This window comes from Candidatus Thorarchaeota archaeon, assembly GCA_021498125.1.
Classification (GTDB): domain Archaea; phylum Asgardarchaeota; class Thorarchaeia; order Thorarchaeales; family Thorarchaeaceae; genus B65-G9.
The window spans coordinates 57,147-77,439 of the sequence record JAIZWL010000009.1; the positions used below are offsets into that span (position 1 = coordinate 57,147).

The window sequence follows — 20,293 nt, forward strand, 5'->3', positions numbered from 1 at the left end:
CCCTTCTTTTTTTACTTGAACCATTTTTCAGATGCAGTGCAGGTTATAGACTTCTCTTGGTTCTCAGGTGACCTTTGGGAATCGAATGGTGACACTTGCTCCCTGTTCTGGATGATTCGCAACCCGGTCTGAGATTGTGATGTACGCACCGAACTTGTTTGCAATAATTTTGGCCTGAAGCAGACCGATTCCCCCAAATCTTCGTGCGGAGTCAAATATTATGGTCTTTTCATCATCTGTGATCCCCTTTCCATTATCAGAGATGATGCATTCATGACCCATTGATGTTTCACGTATTTCGATCCAGACTCTTTTGTCTTTTCTGGAATTATGAATGATTGCGTTTTCAAGGATGATTGAAAAGATACGTGGAGCATAGCGATTTGCGTGGATGATGATATCTTCCTGTGGTCGCTGAAACTCAAAGTGGGCATTAGGATACATTGTCTCAAACTGTCTAACACTTTCATCCACGATCTTGGTGAGCGAGACCTCTTCTAAGGGATACTCTTCCAGTCCGTTGAGAGTCCTTGCCTTGCTTACTAGTCTACTGATCCTGTCAATGGCATCCTCAATAATCTTCCGTCTGGCAATCGCATCACTTTCATTCTCATCCTGCAATGCGATCCCGAATTCAAGTGCCTGTAGGAGGTTGGCCACATCGTGTGAGAGCACATCTAAGAATAATTGAGCTGCCTCTTTTGCGCGGATCTTCTCAGTGAAATCTATGGCAACATGAAAGATGTGTTGCAGTTTCCCAGAATCGTCGAAGGCAGGAATAGTAGACACTTTGAATAGTCTTCCAAGCTGGTCGATCTCATCATTGGAGATCTCTGGGTGGAGACTGCGGAGGACAGCATCAACGGGGCAATTAGATATAGGCTCATCTGTATGATGAAACACACTAAAGCACTTCTTGCCAATAAGATCGGTTTCGGCCTCAAAACCAAAAGTTTCCAGCAAGACTCGATTCGCACCGCGAATTGTGTGACTTGGATCGACTATCATGGTGGGGTACCCAAGAGCGTCAAATATGGTACGCCATTGGAACTCCTTTATGCGGTTGACATATTCAGCAGGTAAGATCCCCAATTGATGAGCAAGGATGGCAGTACCAACATGAACGCCACCTTGAAGAAGTGGAAAAATGACAACTTCCCAACTTATGTTATTTTCAGTCACCTCAATGCTCCTCTGTGGGATTCTCAGTCGTACCGCATTCTTTACTTTGGGTATGGCGCATAATTGTGAGAGAAATGGATACTCTAGTTCATCAAGTCTGTGTCCTATGATCTCGAATTTTGAGGTATTGAGTGCCTTCAGTGCCGCAGTATTGGCCCAACCTACCACCATATCTTGATCTAAGAGAAGAATGATGTCTTCAAGGTATTCCAATAATACCTCTCTCAGATTTTGGACAAGTCTTTCAGTACTATCATCCAACATTGCCCATCCCTATTACAGTATATCCTCTCTTTTCTATTTCCCATTCAATATTAAATCAATTGTGGGTGTTTCATTTTCGAATCTTACGGTAATCCTATAACTGCAATTGTCATATTCTCCCTGATGATGAAGATGTCTGATGATGAAAAACGTGGTGGCAAGATCGTCTTTCGAAGATTTGCTCAGGATCTTTATAGAACAGGACTACACTCTGACGAGATTGGGATTCGGCAGATTGACCAGTGGCGTTCCAAGAGTAGGCAATTTACAGCAGATGCTGATGTCATTGGTAAGATTCTGGAATCATCGTTTGAAGATGACTCCCGAAAGTTGAGTCCACTAGAGAAAGTTGGTTTCATTATTCTTCGACAATCGACTTGGGATCAGGCTTCCGATCCGTTGTCTCGACGGTTTGTCATCAAACTGTTCTCTCAGTCGGGTCGTTGGCTCGCTACTGCTGAAGAGATGGTGGCCGATGAGCTGGCTAATAGCTATGCATCAGGGATTCCCCTTCTGTCTCTTGCGATCATGACCTCGGAAAATGAGATCGTTACTTACGTTCGGCAAATGCGTCGTCGGGCCGGAGCATCTGAGGCTTATGGCTTCTTCATCGCCGGTCCCAGTGGTGATTTTGAGGTGTTCAGCATCGAGGGCAAGCGCGGAACCCTAGGAGATGACTTTCGTGTCCTTCTCTTAAGCGGAAATAGTGCCGAGGTTGCAGAGATCGATAGTAAATTTGCGGATGTGGGTGGAGAATTTATTGTGTCAGTGAAGGACCGCATACTTGCCGAAAACGACTGGTTCTGTAGAATTCTCCAATGTTTTTCGGTCTTTGTTCGCTATCGGAAAAAGGTTAGGTCACGTGTTGCAGATCTGATGGATGCCTGGAGACTCGGAAAATACCAGCCACGTCAGCACAGGTTTGAATTGACACTTCTTGCAAATCCGCGGCGACTCACACTGAAACCTCGTGAGCTTGAAGAGGTATAACAGTTCTCAGCAGATTTGGTCCATGTCAACTTCGCATCTAGTGGCGAGTTCCTTAGTACGAATCAAAGATAGGCGGCTAGTTGGGCCTCGGAACTAATATAATCTCGTAAACATTCTTTCGAAGATGTCTACATTGAAAGTTGATACAATTTCGTTCAGGATCGTAATCCCCACTTTTTATTTTTCGAATATGTGTTAAATAGTGTATACAGGATACAAACGATTTGGAGAATCTTGTTTCTATAGGAAAACTTTATCCCTTTTTGGAGAACTTGAAACTGAGGTGTGTGCTTATGCAAATACACAGAAATAAAATGCTATTATTCACACTTGTTATTGTGTCATTAATGCTTGGAACCTCTTTTATGACCGTAGATGCGGTTGCGGTTCCCTATGTATACCAAACTGGATCCCAGAGTCTCTCTACTGCCTCTGATGGGAGCATCTATACGGTTCTTCCAGCAGATAACCCCCTAATATGGCCTCACTTGACTTTGGCTCACAGTACTGATTTTAGTTATAAAACATTTTCCTACTATCTTCATTCTTGGACATATTCATCTAGCTCTTACAAGGGTCCTGCAAACAGGAGCGTTGACTTTTCTACAACGATTGGTGATTCTTCTGGGTGGCTCGATGGAGGTACAAGATTACCCGTCTTTTGGAAGTTTACGAATCAGTCGAATGATCTCTCTGCAACTCTAAACTGGCGTATGCGAGAGTTTCCCCTTGCAGTTGGACAGAATACGACAACCGTTCTTGAAACTAATTCGATCAACATAGGCTTGCTCAATGTGACCGAAAAAGCCGAATACTACTATGTTACAATCGAGAATCAAAATGATAATTGCATGTTTTATATTGGTATCATTGGACCACAGGGCAAGTTCCTAATAGAGTGGGGGGTTAACAGAGGGGATACTATTATAATTCCACTACAATTCGTTGGAATCGGTCTATATCGAGTGCTTATCTGGGCCGATGCGTCTTCTACATCCTTTGTTACAACGACCATCTCAGTGGATGCGATCACACCCATCGAGCTGCCAGTGAATCAATTGACTCAAGGCGTACTATCGGGAAGTGAGTGGGTCGTTGATCAGAAGTCGGGTGATATCATTTATGAAGAGCAGGTGCCTACTGCATATACTTTCAAGATCACTTCTCCTTACGGTCTTCCCGGAAAACTCAGGTATTCCTTTAATTATCCTGAACTACAAGATGGTACCTATGAAATTCACGAACCAACGATATTAGTGACGGCAAATATCTCAACTAGTTTCTTGGGACTGGCAAGCATCTATGGGGAAACTTTGAATCCCGATTATGGCGAATGGTTATATCAGTCGTACAATAATCAGAGCTACTATGTCACTATTATGGGAATGGATAACATCATGTTCTCAGTAATGAACGAGTACCCTGAAGTCAGCGAATTACCAATTAATACGAATTTCTTCATGGATGCAGCCTTTTCTACAGAAGACTACTTTTGCTACATGCTTCATCTTGGTGAGGATTCCCTTGTTATAATCAACTCTACAGAATATAATGGCGGTTTTAGTTGGTCAGCGCACACTTACTATAATGGAAGATATACTAGAACCCCTATACCAGATTCTTCTGCTTTTTCCAATGCGGGGATAGCATATCTTCCAGCTGGGGACTATCTTATAATGGCAACACCTCAAGGACCCGATTCTAATGGCTTCTATAAGGTCACGGTTGGTCCTATCATTGATGGAACTGGACTCTATTCTGTTGCAGATTCGTCAGTGATTGGTGTTAGAGTCAATGCAGATATTCTCAATCATTATGCTGTTAATGTCAGCCTTATGACCAATGATAATGTCAGTGTGACGACAAAGATCAACTTGTTTAGTGAAACTGGGCGGTCAATCACTTCTACTACCCCGACACTGGGCCACGTCCAAAATGGTTTTGGCTGGACTGCAGTTGGAGCAAACTTCTCCACATTGGAATGCGGTCTCATGACAAGCCGTTCGTTAGATGATGGAGGATTGATCATTGCTCTCAAGCCTTACGATACAAAGAATACTACCACTGGTGCTCCTACAAATGAACTGCCCGGCAAAGTACACACTTTCGATGTTGATTTTGTTGATTATATGAGTGAAGCATTCAATGGCACAGTGACCTTAGATGCCACCTCTGGTTCTGGTTTCCGTTCTGTCCCCTTAGAGGAGCCACAGGACTCATCCGAGTCTTATGTGTTCCAGTTAACTCTGAAAGCAGACCAGTGGTACAACGTTTCAGTCCGGACCGCCGATGTCACTTCTATTTCTATGAGTCTCTTCCAAGACTTTAATGGTCGAATCCAGACCCTAACATGGAGTTACTTGGATGACACTATGATTGGTTCAGTCAGTGATATGGGCCTTCAGATTCCATCGATAGGTACGGATGCTGTACTTGTTGTAGCAATTGATAGAAATGCAGGTGTAGATACAGGTTCTTTGAACATCACACTTACAGAGATGCTTACGAACGTGATCATTCTCCCTGCTGATTTGCTAAATCTGGCCTATCCAGTATCTTCGGGAACAACCTTTGTGCCGACCGACTGGCTTGCTCAGAATGGGCTTGTCTTGGTTGCAGGTGCAGGTGTTGCTGTTGCGGCTGTGGTCATTGTTTTAGTTGTTCTCAAGAAACGTCGTCCATAGAGTATTGTTTTTAATCTGGTGAGGGAATTTTTCCCTCTCCCCTTCTTTTTTTCTCTTGTGAAGCACTTCTATTAGTGACGTGAACGTGTTAGTGGATACACAATGACATTCATCATTAAGTTATGTGCAATTATGAATCAACAAGAGTTACTGGTCCCATTCCTAAAATGCAGGAAGGAAGGAATCTGCGCCACCATGACCATGGGCCGCCATCTAATTCGGCGGCCTAAACACATCTTTTTCTCGACTAATTGGCAATGGATGACTAATGTGGTCACTCTCGATTGTCGTCATCTTGAGTTTCATGTGCTACCTCTAGCTCATGTGCCTGAGTCATTCGTTCCGGTGACAACACCTCATCGAGGGTCTTTTCGTCAAGCAGTCCTTTCTCAAGGACGATCTCCCGTATCGGCCGCCTTGTTGCAAGTGCCTCTTTTGCGATCTTGGTCGCAGCCTTGTATCCTATGTACGGATTGAGTGCCGTCACGAGACCCACACTACGATGTACGACCTCTAGGCCCTCGGGGTTGGGACTGATTCCCTTGATGCATTTATTCGTCAGGATTGGAATTGCATTTCTGAGAAGTTTAAGCGCTTGGAAGAAGTTGTACGCGATGAGTGGTTCAAAGGCATTCAGTTCGAGTTGTCCACCATTTGCTGCAAGCGTTATGACATTATCGTGACCAATGACCATGGCCGAACATTGGATCATCATCTCGGGAATGACGGGATTGACCTTCCCCGGCATGATCGATGAACCGGGTTGAACCGCCGGAAGGACGATCTCGTGGAACCCGCCTATTGGTCCCGATGAGAGCAGGATCAGATCGTGGCAGATCTTGCTCAAATTGGATGCCATGACCCGCAGGAGGCCTGACGCGTGTACAAACTCATCACTGTTCTGTGTGTCGTCAACTAGGTTCTCTGCGGTGACAAGGCCATTCAGTCCCGTGACTTCACGTAAGTGTTTCTCAGCCAGTTGGATATAATGAGGATCCGCATTTAATGAGGTGCCGATGGCAGTGGCTCCGATATTGTGGGTCTCAAGAACCTGCCGGGCCAATCCAATACGGAGCAGATCACGTTTTAGGCAGGCTGACCATGCAGAGAATTCTTGTCCAAGTGTGATGGGTACAGCATCCTGCATCTCAGTGCGTCCCAGCTTGAGGATATCCTTGAACGCCTCAGCCTTCTCGTCAAGCGCCATGATGAGCTCTCCGAGAACATCCGAGAGTTCGTTGAGATTGAATATGGTGGCGATCTTGATGGCCGTCGGATAGACATCGTTGGTGCTCTGTGACATATTGACGTGATCATTTGCAGCAATGGGTGTCATTGAGTTACGTGGGTATCCTAGAATCTCATTTGCACGTGACGCAATGACCTCGTTCGTGTTCATGTTAGTAGAGGTTCCCGCACCACCCTGGAGCACGTCCACAACAAACTGGTCATGGAGTTTTCCGTCAATGATCTCATCACACGCTTGAATGATGGCACGCGCATATTTTTTCTTTAATAGCCCCAGATCTCGATTTGCCAAGGCACAGGCCTTTTTGACCATTGCTAACGCAACAATCAGTTTGGTGTAATTGCCTATCGGAATGAGTGATACGCCAAAATTATCTTGGGCACGGCTTGTCTGGACTCCCCAATAGGCATCACGAGGAATCTTGCGTGTGCCAAGTAGATCGCTCTCTTCTCGATATTCCTCATGTTCGTGTTTGCTCATGTTATACACCACAGGAGAAAGGTCGGTTTATTGAATATCAGTCTATTGTAGCGATAGTAAAAGCGTCTTACTGCTATGTTAAAGTGAGATCACTAAATCTCCCTCATACTCTCGCGATTCTGCTATCTTGAGGCGCTCTTCTAAAATCCAATAGCCTGACCATCTTTTCTATGATCGGATCCACCAATCCATGCATTGTCTAAACGAATGATTGCCTGACCCCCACCAAAACTTACCATGGTCTCATGATGGAGTCGGTGACCTAGTCTACGTAGCTCTCCTTGAATATATGGCGGAATCCCATTTTCTAGTGCAACCATGTTCGTTTCCTGATCATGATGGAACCGTGGATGGTCCAATGCCTCTTGTGGTGTCATGTTGTAATCGACAAGGTTACTGACGAACTGTACATGCGCCTGCGCCTGATGTGATCCGCCCATGATTCCGAATACACCATAGAACTCGTGCTCTCTATAGAGCGCGCCGGGAATAATGGTGTGGAACGGGCGCTTACCTGGTGCATAGGCATTTGGATGCTTCGGGTCCAAGCTGAACAAGTTTCCGCGGTTCTGGAGTTTAATTCCTGTTCCGGGAACAACAAGACCACTGCCAAAGCCCATATACAGACTATTGATGAATGATACAGCCATCCCCTCGGCATCAGCAGTTGCCAGATAGATAGTGTCGCTACGAGGTAAGGCTCCGGTGATGGAAGGTTCCATTGCCGATGCCTCATTGATTCTCTTTGCACGTTGCTTGGCATATCCTTTCGATAGAAGCTTCTCAAGTGGTACGTCGTAGAAATAAGGATCCGCATTGTGTGCGAGGAGATCGGCATAGGCGAGTTTTTTTGCCTCGATCATTAGGTGATATCGTTTTGATTCCAAGGGGCCAAAACGTGATATCTCCAGTTCTGTCAGTATATTGAGCATGATCAGGGCAGCAAATCCTTGACCATTAGGGGGATGTTCAAACACTCGGAGACCATGATACTCACTTGATATGGGGTCGGTCTTTTCTGTGCGATGGCGTTTCAAATCCTCGTGTGTCAAGAAGCCTCCATGAGCCTGTACCGTCTTGACAATGGCATCAGCGATATCCCCTTCGTAAAACGTTTCAGCCCCTTCATTTGCTACGGTTTCAAAGGTATGTGCCAGATCTTTGTTCCTCATGAGATCTCCCATTTGTGGGGCACGTCCATCGATGGTGAATACTCTTTGCGCCTCATCGTTCTGAAGAACTGGTACTAACATCTTCCAGTACTGTGAAATTATCGGCGCGACGGGGAAACCATCACGTGCGTATCTGATTGCAGGAGCCAATACTTCTCCAAGGTCGAGATTGCCATATTCTTTGTTCAGTAGCTCCCAGAGATGCATTGCTCCCGGCACAGTCACGGGAGGGCCACCACGTACCGGCATCTTTTCCCATCCGTCTGAGAGTAGTTCGTCCAAGGTGACAAGTGATCCGGCTCGACCAGATCCATTTAGTGCAATAGGCCTATGGCCGTCGGGCGTGTGTAGAAGAACAAATGCATCGCCACCACAACCTGTCGAGAACGGTTCGGTCACATCTAAGACTGCCGCTGTGGCGACTGCCGCATCAGCAGCATTACCTCCTTGACGAAGGATCTCGATACCTGCTTGGGCGGCTAATGGTTCAGAGGCTGCAACAATTCCTTTGGGAGCGAGAACGTCAGATCGGCCGGTTTTTCTTCTCCAAAACAACTACTCTCTCTCCTCTCATATTGGTTCAATTCTCTGTTGGTTAAATAGTAATACTGAACTTGACTTCTGAAGTATCGTGAGTAGTAGGCATCCCTACTATTGAGTAAAACGGTCTGACACCACACCATCACGGGGGCTGTCTATTAACAAAAAATATGTTTTAATTATTTCGTTAGGTTTTGATCTGATTGGAGATGTTCATATTGACCAATGCTTAGAACCGTGCGGTCTTCAGAACTCGTGTAATATGCTTCGAATCTTGTCAAAGAGCACATCCATATTTTCACCAGTCTTTGAGCTGACAATAACGTGATCAATTCCCAGTTCTGCTGCAAATTCTATTATTCTGCGTTCTGGAATCTGGTCTTTCATATCCGTCTTTGTTCCAACAAGGAGTCGTCGTTCTACAGGGATCGCCGCGAGTAGATTCAACCATTCTTTGAGTTGTTCTAGAGTTTGAAGATCAGAGCAATCAAAGACAAGCAGTGCTATTTGAGACCCTTTGATAAGCGTCCCCTGCATGAACCTGAACTGTTTCTGACCACCAAAATCAAACATTGCCAGTGTTGCCTGTTCGTTGGCTTCAATCTCAATTGACATTGATTGTACATTGACTCCGACCGTCATATGGGTTTCAATGAACATTCCCGTTGCAAGATGGCCAATTAGCGTACTCTTCCCAACACCGCCTGCTCCAACAACTGCAATCTTGACAACCATTGGACGTTGCATTTGTACTGATTGTGGCACACTCAAGATATTCCTCTCATGATAATATATCCTATTCTATTCAATTAAGGCTTGTTATAATGTATTCTTACCTTCGTGGAGTGTTCTTGGGGCCACTATTCCTTCGGTTTAGCCAACTGATCCGTTAAAGGCCCTTGCGAGAATGATGTTTTAGCATATATTTGATTATTCCACAAAGTAGAAACTAATAAAGAGGGTATTGTCACCAAAGGTTCGAGTTCACATGGCAGACGACGAGATGAAGATGCAGGACATTCCTGAGGGAGGCATCATCGTTGAGAGCAGTATTGAGGACCTTGAAGCTGCTGCTGGCAAGCTCTTGGTCACATTTGATACATTTGTTCTAACGCATGATGGATGTCAACGTGATTATGATGGAAACATTGACGTAGGGGAATCCGTAGTGTATCGTGAACGGATCGACCTTCTTCCTGCGGAACTTGTATGCGTGAATTTGGGCGAGGGATCGTGGTACCTCTTTGTCACCTATGAAGTTCCCGAGTCTGGTTTTCCTACAACACGAGATGCGATGAAAGTTGCAGAGTCCGAAGAGAAGAAGATGCGTATTCTCAAGGAATTTCTTGACAAGGAGCAGGGTGCTAAGATCACTCACGTTCACGAGTGGGTTCCTGATGAGCGTGTGAATGCGCGGCGGATCCTCTCGATAATTCGAGATGTGGAGAGCAGGTTCTCACGGTGTGATTGATCAGTCAGTGTTCCACAAGTTCATTAATTGAGTGGCTCTTTGGACACGCGCGAGATTAGCCATTGTTGTTGGTTGCACTGAGGACTCCTTCAGGTCAACTACGGTATCAGTGGCCAAGCTCTGCAAGAGCAATTGAATCTGCTGGATCTCATCATTGTGAATTTGGCTCTCATAGCCGAGATTGGCCAGTCCCGTAAGGGCATTCTCGATAACTCTGAGAACTCCCAAACTCTTTAGTATCAATGTTGTTGATTTACTATCATTGACCTCCATGAGGTGATTCAGTAGGATCTGATATGAACTGGTAAACTCATCCTTGAGCGAAGGCCACTTGCCTTGAATCGCTTCATGTAATCTTCTCTCTAATTTTTGAAATGCATGTTCGAACACTGCTATGACTTCCGGTCCTCGATCTTTGCAAGTGGCTGAGAGTACGGCCAATGAGAATGGTTCACTGATGATTTCTTTGTCTAGTGAGGTCATCTGGCCTGCATCAAGTACATAATGTTCCCCTGCAGCAGTTGGGCAATCTACCAAGACACTTAGTAGATCACAACCACAGCAATCACAGATGAGCGCTCCAATAAGAACACGTTCGAGTGACGCGGCCAACTTGTAAATTGCGCCCTTATCAGGCACTTGTCGGAGATTGACACGACCATCTTGAAGTATAGTGATGTTTATCTCATCACGGTCAGCACGCGCATACCCTAGCTCACGACTGCATTTGATGAAGGAAAACTTGTCCCCGAGATGATCAAGGAGATCGCATAAGACAAGAGGATCAAACCCTCCAAAGTTCATCAACTGACCTTGAGGAACCCCATTGTAGATTGTGAGAGTTCCACTGACTCGCTTGATATCGTCTTTGCAAGGTTGAAGGAATGCGATTTTTACCGAGGATCTTTCTGGTGCAGGTTGGGGTGACACTACATGTTCACGAGTGCGCATTGTTTCTAGAGTTGTGCGGAGATTGACAAATTCACCAGTTTGCATGACAGGACAGGCATCAAGATCAAGGTTTCCCGCCAAGTATGCCCGAGCAAATGCTGTACAGGTCGATCGTCCACACAGACCGCAATTATATTGTGGTGTGTTTCTCCAGGCTCGTACCCATACGTTGCTCATTGGGATCCTGTATCCTTTTTCGGAATCTGTACAGAGATTCGTTCTAAGGTTGTGCTCCTGTTTATTGTATTAACAATGAGTGTTCTTGCAAAAGAGATAATGGTTGAAGTTGAATTGATTGTATATGGAAAAAAAGATGGGCACGAATTGAAAGAACGAAGCGTGCCCTTTCTCTTCAGTATCACGGTCCAGGGATGATATATCCTGATAGAGCATAGGTCACTGCAAGAACGATCAGTAAGATCAATCCACATATGCAGGAACAAGGTGATACACAGCCGCCTTTTGCCTTGAAAAAGACAGTATCGATGACTAGAGCCAGTGCAACAGCATGAAGTGGATCCATTGACTCGTCTACTGTGACAATGTACTGATCCCGTATTGACAATATCTTTTTGTCAAGTCGGAACTTGTGCTGACCCGTTTCACTGACTGCATCAAAACCCCAGGCCAGATATCCACCTTGGGCCTTGATTGCCTCATTTCTATAATAGAGTGTGAAATTCTTTCTCAGCGCAATCCACGGTCGAGAGATCTTGGCGATTCTCTCTCCCTGAGCTCCAAGAAGCCAGAATGTCTTATCGAAGAATCCTCCCTTGGCAGTTAAGATTCGTTCGCCATTCATGTCCTCCATATGTAGGGTCGTGCGGAAGACGCTTAACCACGTTCTACGAGCGACAGCTACCTGTTCGCCTGTATCTGCATCATAGATCTCAAAGACTGGTCGCATTGCAATGATTTTTTGCACGACCTTGAATCTACGAGTGCCTGTTCCAGTATAACTTTCATCCATTCCCATTTTTAGAGTTCCCTCTATCTTTCAGGGATTTATCGAATCCTTAAAAATGCATCACATAATCAGAAATGTCAAGAGAGGATTTTTTTATTTTGGGATGATCGCACTCAGAGATGGCATTATCGTCTTGAGATTCTTGGGGCAGTCACCATATTCTTGAGAGAGGGCACTTACTAATTCCTCAATGTTTATACGCCGGAAGACCGACAGGCCAAGTCGGGCGTAGAAGAGATGGAGCGAGTAAAGACTCTCCTAAAATGGAATGAACGATCAGAGACCGCAAAGACAATTTTCATTATTACCCTTGTGATCGGTGGCACTGCTGGAGGGTATGGACTCTTTGTCCTTGCAATGGGTACGCCAACACCTCTTGTTGTGGTTACGAGCAGATCGATGGTTCCGACACTGAACGTGGGAGATCTTTTGGTTCTCAAGCATGTGCCTGAGGACGATATTAAGGTGGGCGACATTATTGTCTATGAGGACTCTTGGTATACAGCAGCCCCAATTGTTCATCGGGTCATTCGTATCGAAGAGATCAACGGGACGAAACACTTCTACACGAAAGGTGATAACAATTCGGTAGAAGACCCTGGAGACCGTGTATATAGCGAGATCACAGGCGTTGTTGTTTTGACGATTCCGTGGGTTGGGAACATCAGTCTCTTCCTGAGAGGCCTCATCAGTACGCCTATTGGTTTTATTACGCTCATCATTATTTTTGGGCTGATCATTTTTGGTCCTGAGATCTTTTGTCAGAAAGAGAATGGGACTGAGGAAGAGACCGATGAAGAACAGCAAGAGCCGAGTGCTGTGTCAGATACTACTCCCTAGATGATTTTCAGTTGGCCGAAGAAGAACAGTTTATTTAGCCGCCTCAAGGCCTCAAGGAGGCCGCGCTTCAGGAAGTAGTGACGATCCGATGGAATTACGAGACGGTCTCGCAAGCCTCACCCAGAAGAAGATCTGGCGTTTTTCAGCTCTAAGCACACTGAACAAGTTTGCCAACTCATTTACTATTATTGTTCTACCACTCTATGCTCTTGCAATTGGGACAGACGAGGCATTTTACGGCCTCATGGTCGCGATGGCCGGTTATCTTCAGGCGGCAACGCTATTTCCAGCAGGCACGCTCAGTGATCGTCATGGTCGTGGTATCGCCCTGCTCATTGGCGGCCTTGTAAGCGGTATGTGTTTTATGCTTATGCCATTTATTCATGACACGCTTGCTATTCTTGTGATCTACGCACTCACAGGTGTTGGTACTGGTTTTACTTCTTCATCATATCGCGCAATGATTGCTGACTACACCGAAGTTGGGACTGAACGCACAAAGTCCTATGGTATTACAGACGCCACTGGAACTTTTGCAGCAATGATCGGACCGTTCATTGCAGGATTTGTCCTTGATCCCAGTATGTTATCATGGATAACCACGGTGATGACACGCTATGCGATTCTATTCTTTCTTATAGGAGGTGTAAAGATCGTCAGTGGTGTCTTAGGCATCTCTACGGATTATTGGTTGCGAGCGAACTCTTCGGAACCATTTGAGTCGACCACTATCGATCCTCAAGATTCAGATGAAGAACGCAAAGGGGATGCGTTGGTTGTGTCGTTGTTCGGGCTGAGCCGTGTTATCATGGGTTTCAGTTCTGGAATGGTCGTGCCATATCTCATTCCATGGATCTATGCTGCGTTTAGTCCGGATCCATTAGTCTTGGGTATTGTGCCATCGATCTCGAATATGAGCCTGGCATGGGGTCTTCTTGTTGTTGGTTTCACAAGTGAGCGTATTGGCAAGCTCCGTCTGATCCTTCTTCTATATCTCATCACACCGCTTCTCACTATTGGCTTTGTCTACGCGCCTCTGTTTATCTTAGCGGTCATCTTCTATATCGCCCGTTCTTCAGTTGCTAACATGGTCCAACCTGCCTCGACTTCACTTCTCATGAGTGAAATCGCGCAGTCGAAACGTGGTCGTTCATGGGCTGTTGTGCGGATTTTATGGACCTTTCCGCGGCAGACTGGCACCCTTATCGCCGCGTTTATTCTTGGTTCGGGGATTGCAGGTGGTATTGTGAACTTTGGACTTGTTGTATTTCCCCTGGCAATGTGTTTCTATCCTGTGTCAGTAATTCCAATGTGGCTAGCAGTACGACGAAATCAGCAATTGCTGGAACAACAGCCCTGAGCCTCAGCCTACAAAGATTCATTACAGCTTGTGCTTCTTGAAAATCGAGACTCATCTTAGGAGATGATAGATTAATGACTATTGCATCGCATTGGAGGTTCATAGTAATTGCTGGTCTCATTGTTCTTGAGATCCTTGCGATTCAATCGAATCCACTAATTGCTGCGCTCGTGTTTATTCCTACTGTTGGCGTTGTCTGTGGTAAAAAGACACAGGCGGCAGGCACCGTCTCATCTGCGAAGACTGCTAAGCCAGAGGTTGAAGAATGGGTTCCCGAGGTGGAGGTTCCTCATGCCGCACTGACCGAGTTACCCATCGAGACCATTGAGGGAATAGGCCCCGTGTATGGCCAGAAGTTACGTGATAACGGAATCTCTACAGTACAAGAGCTTCTTGCTGCAAGTGCTGAGGAAGTCGCAAAGATCTGTGGTGTCGGTGAAGATGAAGCACAACGTTGGATTTCCATGAGCAGGTTCGCTTGGCTAGAGTCTGTATCCGAAGAGGATGCCGAGGCCATTGTCTATGCTGGTGGTATTGGTTCCCTCAACGAACTTTCCGAGGCCGATCCTGAGCAATTGCTTAAGGATATCTTGGAAGGCGTCAAGCTTGGTCATGTCCAGATTCCCAAGGGCTATGAGTTCACGCTTGAGAACGTCAAGAAGTGGATTGCTGAGGCCAAGGATCTAATGACAGAATAGGACGATTTTAGGCTGGAAGTCTTTTCCAGCCACCTCTTTTTTATCAATTTCGTAGAAATATACTCTTAGCGAAGGCCATAAATAGGGACATATACCAGCCGGGCGTGGCCAAGACACAGAAATATCATAGAGAAGTGTCAACCACTGGTGAAAAACATGAAGCGAAATCCAATTGGCTGGATGAAAGAAGAGTATCAGAAGCTCGTCGAGGCCGATCTTGACTGGAAGATTCGGATCCTTCAGGGTCCTTCAACTCCAAAAGCTAAGGTCGATGGCGTCGATGTGATCATGCTCTGTAGCAACAACTATCTCAACCTGACGAACCATCCGCATCTCAAGGAGGCGGCTATTGAGGCTATCAAGACTCATGGGACGGGTTCTGGTTCAGTGCGAGCTATTGCAGGAACTATGGACCTGCACGCAGAGTTGGAACGTCGCTTAGCCCAGTTTAAGGATGCAGAGGCCTCAATTACCTACAGTGCCGGGTTCACTGCGAACGAGGGACTCATTCCACAGCTCGTACGCAAGGGTGATGCCATTATCTCTGATGAGCTCAATCATGGAAGCATTATTGACGGTGTTCGTCTCACAAAGGCTGATCGCTTCGTCTACGATCACTGCGATATGGCCTCTCTTGAACGTGTGCTCAATGAGGCTGAGAAGGGCAATCCGGAGCGCATGCTCATCATCACTGACGGTGTTTTTTCAATGGATGGTGACATTGCACCCCTTGATGAGATTGTCAAACTGGGTTCTGAACACGGTGCAATGATCTATGTGGACGATGCACATGGCGAGGCTGTTCTGGGGAAGGGCGGTAGAGGTATCGTGTCCCATTTCAACCTGACACACGATGAGGTTCACTTTGAGATGGGTACTTTCTCAAAGGCCTTTGGTGTGATGGGTGGCCACGTTTCTGGTAGTCAGGACATGGTCAATTATGCCCTGAACAAGAGCCGCTCCTGGCTCCTCAGCGCATCTCATCCTCCGGCCACTGCTGCTGCCTGCATTGCAGCCATTGATGTCCTTGAGAACGAGCCTGAGCATGTCAGGACACTCTGGGAGAACCGCGATTACTTTGTGAAGGGTCTCCAAGAGATGGGCTATGACACTGGCCGATCGCAGACACCTATCGTTCCTGCAATTGTCGGTGAGAGTTCAAAGGCTGTAAAGCTCAGTGAGGGCCTTTACAGAGAAGGTATCCTTGCTCTGCCTATTGTCTTTCCGATGGTTGCACGTGATGCAGCCCGGATCAGGAACATTATGAACTCTGGGTTGACGAAGGAACATCTCGACCAGGCACTTAATGCCTACGAGAAGGTCGGAAAAGAGCTTAAAATTATTTAATGTCGGAAAACATCCCGGGGGGATTTTTCCTCGGGACTCCTTTTCCTTTTTGGGTTTATGTAGCACTAAAGATGGAGTAAAATATGCCTGCAAACATTGACAAGACTAAGAGATGGGCTGAAGATATCGATAAATCGGTCCAATTTTACAATAAGTGGTTTATTGAGGCGGCTCCCTTTCATTTTCATAAACTCTACAAACAAGCCCGAAAATATGTTGTACAGTTCATGGAAAGATCAAATTCATTAAAGATTATGAAGACTGAAACTGAATTTATCGATCTTCTCAGGGATCGTCCCGAGTTATTGCGAGTGGTACGGTTGATCACTGCGCCTCCATTAGCTATCGATCGTCTGGCTGGTCTTTGTGATGTTTCAAGGGGCTTTGTCCAACGAATGGAACGGAGTAATGATCTTCCCCCGAAAATGTCAGAAGAGAAGATATTAAGTAATTTAGAATCTATCACGAGTATTATTTTTAAAATGATTGATTACTCATTGTTCCCTTGGCTAGCACAATCACGAGAACCTACTATGCATGAAATAGAGTTGGCTACAGGTATTTTGGCGGATCGTTTTCGAGGGATTTTATACGATACACTCATCCGTAATATTCAGGAAAAGCAACAACTTGATGCACTATGCAAATGGCTAGAAGAACGAGGATATAGTCCTGCTGAGAATCGTGAACATGATCTAACTAAGATGAATGATCACACCTATCTTATACGTCCTGTTGCTATCTCTTCTACCGAAGGAACCAATGTTCCCCTTGATCTTGCTCTGATGCGACCCTCCTCGGCAGGATTATTGCTCGTTGAGGCAAAATCCGCTGGAGATTTTGCAAATGTGAACAAGCGACGAAAGGAAGAGGCAAAAAAACTAGATCATTTACAAAAAATTTATACCGTTTCTTTTGATTACGTTCTATTACTTAACGGGTACTTTAATAGAGCTTATCTTCAATATATGCATGAATCAAAAATAGATTGGGTATGGTCACATCGACTTGAAGATTTTAAGCTACTTGGTGTTTGAATATGCGTTCACTGGACGAACAAGATCTCTTTCGGGAAAAGTTACAACGTGAACTTAATTCATTACGGACTTTACCTGAGAGAAACAAGCTTGGACAGCACGCAACCCCCCTTGGTTTGGCTCTTGAAATATTACATTACGCCCGTCTGCTTACTTCTGACCTCCCTCAAATTAGATTTCTCGATCCCGCCTTTGGGATTGGAACATTTTATCATGCACTGCTTTCCGAATTTCCTCGAGATCGTATCCACTCTGCTATTGGATTTGAAATTGACAGGTCATTTGTGCAGGCTGCCGAGGAATTATGGAGTGGGTTTCCTATTGATATCAGATTAGCAGACTTTACCGCCATTGAACCTAATTTTGAGTCATCCGAGTTGCCTAATCTCATAATCTGTAATCCTCCGTATGTTAGACATCACCACCTAGATCGATTAACAAAAGAGCGTCTTCAAAACGAGGCCATGGTTCGGACCCGAATCGTTCCAAACGGTCTTTCAGGGCTTTATGTTTATTTTATTCTATTAGCACACTCTTGGATGTCAAAAGGGGCTATCTCTGGTTGGCTAATTCCTAGCGAGTTCATGGATGTGGGGTATGGAAGATATCTCCGTACATATCTCCTTGATCGAGTCACTCTTCTACGGATTCATAGATTTCGTCCTGAAGATGTACAATTTGGGGATGCAACCGTTTCATCTTCAATTATCTGGTTCAAGAATGAACCACCCCCTTCCAATCATATTGTCAAATTCAGTTATGGCGGATCTTTGCTAAATCCAGAATCGATTAAGAGCGTGGAAGCTTCGCTACTGAAGCGTGAAACCAAATGGATTAAGTTTTTTGACGAGTCACAGTTTATTCCGCCCAAGTTCACACTGGACCATCTCTTTATGATTAAACGTGGAATTGCAACTGGTGCCAACTCTTTTTTCATTATGACATCTGAAAGAGCAGAAGAGTTAGGACTTGCTTCAGAATTTCTGTTTCCCATTCTTCCAAGTCCTCGTGGTCTGGACGCTGATGTGGTATATGCAGATGAGCATGGCATGCCGTTACTTGATCCACAGTATGTATTGTTGTCATGTGATTTACCCGAAGAGCGCATTCAGGTTGAATATCCCGAGCTGTGGAGTTATCTCGAGGAGGGAATTAGACAAGGTGTTCATAAACGGTATTTATGTAGAAATCGAAATCCGTGGTACTCTCAAGAATTGAGGCAACCCGCCCCTCTCCTCTGTTCGTATATGGGTCGTAGTACTGATAAAACGTCGTCGCCTTTTAGATTCATACTAAACCTTTCCTCTGCTATTGTTACGAATACATATTTGATGATGTATCCCAATCAGAATCTACATCTTCTTATCACGAAAAATCCAAAATTACTTTTAGATATCTGGTCCGCATTGCGTGCTATACCGTCTAATCTTTTGATACGTGAAGGACGCGTATATGGTGGTGGGCTTCATAAAATCGAGCCAAAGGAACTGGGCCGTGTACCCGCAGACACCCTTTTTGACACAGTCTTGGATCTAAGCAAGACACTGGTTTTTCAGACTCAGTTAGAATGATATTTATTTTTAGGAATCATGTGATGCATTGTTATATTTTCATCCGAGTTTCAATGCAAATCAATCTTATTTTTCTTAAATTATTGTTCAAATCTCACTGAACAGTTTGTAGATGTGAATCAACTATGGTATCCACTTTAATGATATACAGTAATTTGCGAAACACAGATGCTTTTCTCCGGTGAATTCTCTATGTTATACGTGCATTTTGTAAGACTTATCTTACTAGATTGATATTATATGATTATGACAATAGAGAGAAATGAAACGATCAAGTCCGTCTTGAGAACTGCTGCGGAGCGTGGTACACTGCTCAGATTCTTTGGCCCTTCAATGGTGATTCTTGCGGAAGGGAAAGTTGCTTACGTTGGTAATGGAATCGTTGCAATTAAGCGTGGATCTTCTGATGATCCCGAGGAGTTTCTTGTAATTAACAGCATCATCAAAATACAAAAGATCAAAGAACGACAGTACTAGGTCTTGTTATCATCTCATTTATGGGCCGCGTTAGGAACCATTATCCTGCCGTTCTATAGTGCATGCATATTTTTGTTCTCTGTCATCTTCCAAAGATACGCATTAGTCCTTTCTTTTCTCTCTTCTTGCTGGTCTTTTGTGGTAGGTCTTCCATGGTTGACAAGACCGTCTTGATGACCTGCCATTGGATCGTTGCGATCAAGGTGTTTCTTACACAGAGTGCCCACGGTTTCGTGTCCCTCCGACCATAGTTGAAGACTGCCACACTCTCCTCTCCGTCTATGATAAAGACGGCTGTCTCTTCGGGCCCGGTGATCCCGTCTACTATCACGGGCTCGACAAGGACTTCTTGGACACTCTTTTTTAGTATCTCTGAGCTTGGTGCCAGCTCTCTAATTGTAAGATAATGTTTCAACTCTTCTAGATGATCTCTTGCAGCAGCCGTGACATATAGTTCGATCTTTACGTCATGCTGTCTTGCTTGAATGAATGCAGGGATTAATGATCTGAGAATACTTGGCTCACGCGACGTGATTCGTACATTCTTTTTTGCACGATCTATTGTTGTTCTGAGTTCCATGACAATTTGCTGTTCTCCTACTACCGTTCTGACCGCATCATAGCCACTCATAGCCATCTGTTTTTCAAGTGCACTCAATCTCTTCATTACGGACTTGCCAATCCCCTCCACACGTTCCACCAAGAATGGGATTGTTTCCCTTGGGGAATATGCTTGAAACTCGGCTGGACTGGATCCCACAACCTTTCTGATCATCCCTTTTGCCTCAAGCCCATACAGCGCTTCGTAGACTTTGCTACGTGGTATGTGTGCGAGACTGGCCACACGACTTGCTGTGGCCCGTCCATTTGTGACCAACGTATAATATGCTCTGGCCTCGTTCTTCTTGAGACTCAATTGCATTAGGTCAGAGATCATGTTTCGTTCCAAGAGTATCAAGTCTCTATCATCTTTATTCCTCATTAATCTGTTGTCACTTTAGGAGTTACAGATT

General features: G+C 45.1%; 17 protein-coding genes. 10 read left to right on the top strand and 7 right to left on the bottom strand.

Annotation, left to right across the window (positions count from 1 at the left end):
* Positions 1-63: 63 nt before the first annotated feature.
* A complete protein-coding gene (locus tag K9W43_13500; GenBank protein ID MCF2138241.1) occupies positions 64-1,446 on the bottom strand; it encodes a PAS domain-containing sensor histidine kinase in 1,383 nt (460 codons plus the stop codon).
* Positions 1,447-1,578: 132 nt separating this feature from the next.
* Between K9W43_13500 and K9W43_13505 the strand changes: the two genes are divergently transcribed.
* On the top strand, positions 1,579-2,436 hold the full coding sequence (locus K9W43_13505; protein MCF2138242.1) for a hypothetical protein: 858 nt from the start codon (positions 1,579-1,581) through the stop codon (positions 2,434-2,436).
* Between the two features lie 293 nt (positions 2,437-2,729).
* Positions 2,730-5,120: a hypothetical protein gene (locus K9W43_13510; protein ID MCF2138243.1), complete on the top strand. Its 2,391-nt coding sequence runs from the start codon at positions 2,730-2,732 to the stop codon at positions 5,118-5,120.
* Between the two features lie 274 nt (positions 5,121-5,394).
* Here K9W43_13510 and K9W43_13515 read toward each other — a convergent pair whose 3' ends face one another.
* From K9W43_13515 to K9W43_13525, 3 genes are all read right to left on the bottom strand, one after another.
* Entirely contained in the window at positions 5,395-6,849 is a 1,455-nt protein-coding gene (locus tag K9W43_13515) for an aspartate ammonia-lyase (GenBank protein ID MCF2138244.1), read from the bottom strand.
* Between the two features lie 140 nt (positions 6,850-6,989).
* The gene (gene ggt, locus K9W43_13520; GenBank protein MCF2138245.1) at positions 6,990-8,576 is read right to left on the bottom strand and encodes a gamma-glutamyltransferase; all 1,587 of its coding nucleotides are present in this window, start codon (positions 8,574-8,576) and stop codon (positions 6,990-6,992) included.
* Between the two features lie 231 nt (positions 8,577-8,807).
* A complete protein-coding gene (locus K9W43_13525) occupies positions 8,808-9,308 on the bottom strand; it encodes a GTP-binding protein (GenBank protein ID MCF2138246.1) in 501 nt (166 codons plus the stop codon).
* A gap of 241 nt (positions 9,309-9,549) precedes the next feature.
* On the opposite strand from K9W43_13525, the gene K9W43_13530 reads away from it, so the two are divergent.
* Positions 9,550-10,032 (top strand): hypothetical protein, encoded by a 483-nt coding sequence (locus K9W43_13530; GenBank protein MCF2138247.1) that lies wholly within the window; start codon positions 9,550-9,552, stop codon positions 10,030-10,032.
* Here K9W43_13530 and K9W43_13535 read toward each other — a convergent pair whose 3' ends face one another.
* Positions 10,033-11,160, bottom strand: a complete 1,128-nt coding sequence (locus K9W43_13535; protein ID MCF2138248.1) for a hypothetical protein — start codon at positions 11,158-11,160, stop codon at positions 10,033-10,035.
* Positions 11,161-11,341: 181 nt separating this feature from the next.
* On the bottom strand, positions 11,342-11,959 hold the full coding sequence (locus K9W43_13540; GenBank protein MCF2138249.1) for a hypothetical protein: 618 nt from the start codon (positions 11,957-11,959) through the stop codon (positions 11,342-11,344).
* Between the two features lie 228 nt (positions 11,960-12,187).
* On the opposite strand from K9W43_13540, the gene K9W43_13545 reads away from it, so the two are divergent.
* The 7 genes from K9W43_13545 to K9W43_13575 all read left to right on the top strand — a co-directional run bounded on the left by K9W43_13545 (position 12,188) and on the right by K9W43_13575 (position 19,280).
* Complete coding sequence (locus tag K9W43_13545) at positions 12,188-12,790, top strand: signal peptidase I (protein ID MCF2138250.1); 603 nt, start codon at positions 12,188-12,190, stop codon at positions 12,788-12,790.
* Between the two features lie 88 nt (positions 12,791-12,878).
* On the top strand, positions 12,879-14,150 hold the full coding sequence (locus K9W43_13550) for an MFS transporter (GenBank protein ID MCF2138251.1): 1,272 nt from the start codon (positions 12,879-12,881) through the stop codon (positions 14,148-14,150).
* A 74-nt stretch (positions 14,151-14,224) separates the two neighbouring features.
* Positions 14,225-14,848, top strand: coding sequence for a DUF4332 domain-containing protein (locus K9W43_13555; GenBank protein MCF2138252.1), 624 nt, complete (start codon positions 14,225-14,227; stop codon positions 14,846-14,848).
* Positions 14,849-15,004: 156 nt separating this feature from the next.
* Entirely contained in the window at positions 15,005-16,195 is a 1,191-nt protein-coding gene (locus tag K9W43_13560; GenBank protein ID MCF2138253.1) for an aminotransferase class I/II-fold pyridoxal phosphate-dependent enzyme, read from the top strand.
* An 83-nt stretch (positions 16,196-16,278) separates the two neighbouring features.
* Positions 16,279-17,232 (top strand): XamI family restriction endonuclease, encoded by a 954-nt coding sequence (locus tag K9W43_13565; protein ID MCF2138254.1) that lies wholly within the window; start codon positions 16,279-16,281, stop codon positions 17,230-17,232.
* A gap of 2 nt (positions 17,233-17,234) precedes the next feature.
* A complete protein-coding gene (locus tag K9W43_13570) occupies positions 17,235-18,803 on the top strand; it encodes an Eco57I restriction-modification methylase domain-containing protein (GenBank protein MCF2138255.1) in 1,569 nt (522 codons plus the stop codon).
* Positions 18,804-19,049: 246 nt separating this feature from the next.
* Positions 19,050-19,280, top strand: coding sequence for a hypothetical protein (locus tag K9W43_13575; GenBank protein ID MCF2138256.1), 231 nt, complete (start codon positions 19,050-19,052; stop codon positions 19,278-19,280).
* Positions 19,281-19,362: 82 nt separating this feature from the next.
* On the opposite strand, the gene K9W43_13580 is transcribed toward K9W43_13575, so the two are convergent.
* The gene (locus K9W43_13580) at positions 19,363-20,229 is read right to left on the bottom strand and encodes a hypothetical protein (GenBank protein ID MCF2138257.1); all 867 of its coding nucleotides are present in this window, start codon (positions 20,227-20,229) and stop codon (positions 19,363-19,365) included.
* Positions 20,230-20,293: the final 64 nt, after the last annotated feature.

Excerpts from the sequence above, each read along its gene's own strand:
- K9W43_13550 (MCF2138251.1), top strand. The coding sequence starts at position 12,879 with ATGGAATTACGAGACGGTCTCGCAAGCCTCACCCAGAAGAAGATCTGG.
- K9W43_13555 (MCF2138252.1), top strand. The coding sequence starts at position 14,225 with ATGACTATTGCATCGCATTGGAGGTTCATAGTAATTGCTGGTCTCATT.
- K9W43_13560 (MCF2138253.1), top strand. The coding sequence starts at position 15,005 with ATGAAGCGAAATCCAATTGGCTGGATGAAAGAAGAGTATCAGAAGCTC.
- K9W43_13525 (MCF2138246.1), bottom strand. The coding sequence starts at position 9,308 with ATGCAACGTCCAATGGTTGTCAAGATTGCAGTTGTTGGAGCAGGCGGT.
- K9W43_13530 (MCF2138247.1), top strand. The coding sequence starts at position 9,550 with ATGGCAGACGACGAGATGAAGATGCAGGACATTCCTGAGGGAGGCATC.
- K9W43_13570 (MCF2138255.1), top strand. The coding sequence starts at position 17,235 with ATGCGTTCACTGGACGAACAAGATCTCTTTCGGGAAAAGTTACAACGT.
- K9W43_13565 (MCF2138254.1), top strand. The coding sequence starts at position 16,279 with ATGCCTGCAAACATTGACAAGACTAAGAGATGGGCTGAAGATATCGAT.
- K9W43_13515 (MCF2138244.1), bottom strand. The coding sequence starts at position 6,849 with ATGAGCAAACACGAACATGAGGAATATCGAGAAGAGAGCGATCTACTT.
- K9W43_13540 (MCF2138249.1), bottom strand. The coding sequence starts at position 11,959 with ATGGGAATGGATGAAAGTTATACTGGAACAGGCACTCGTAGATTCAAG.
- K9W43_13575 (MCF2138256.1), top strand. The coding sequence starts at position 19,050 with ATGACAATAGAGAGAAATGAAACGATCAAGTCCGTCTTGAGAACTGCT.
- K9W43_13535 (MCF2138248.1), bottom strand. The coding sequence starts at position 11,160 with ATGAGCAACGTATGGGTACGAGCCTGGAGAAACACACCACAATATAAT.
- K9W43_13505 (MCF2138242.1), top strand. The coding sequence starts at position 1,579 with ATGTCTGATGATGAAAAACGTGGTGGCAAGATCGTCTTTCGAAGATTT.
- K9W43_13510 (MCF2138243.1), top strand. The coding sequence starts at position 2,730 with ATGCAAATACACAGAAATAAAATGCTATTATTCACACTTGTTATTGTG.
- K9W43_13545 (MCF2138250.1), top strand. The coding sequence starts at position 12,188 with ATGGAGCGAGTAAAGACTCTCCTAAAATGGAATGAACGATCAGAGACC.
- K9W43_13500 (MCF2138241.1), bottom strand. The coding sequence starts at position 1,446 with ATGTTGGATGATAGTACTGAAAGACTTGTCCAAAATCTGAGAGAGGTA.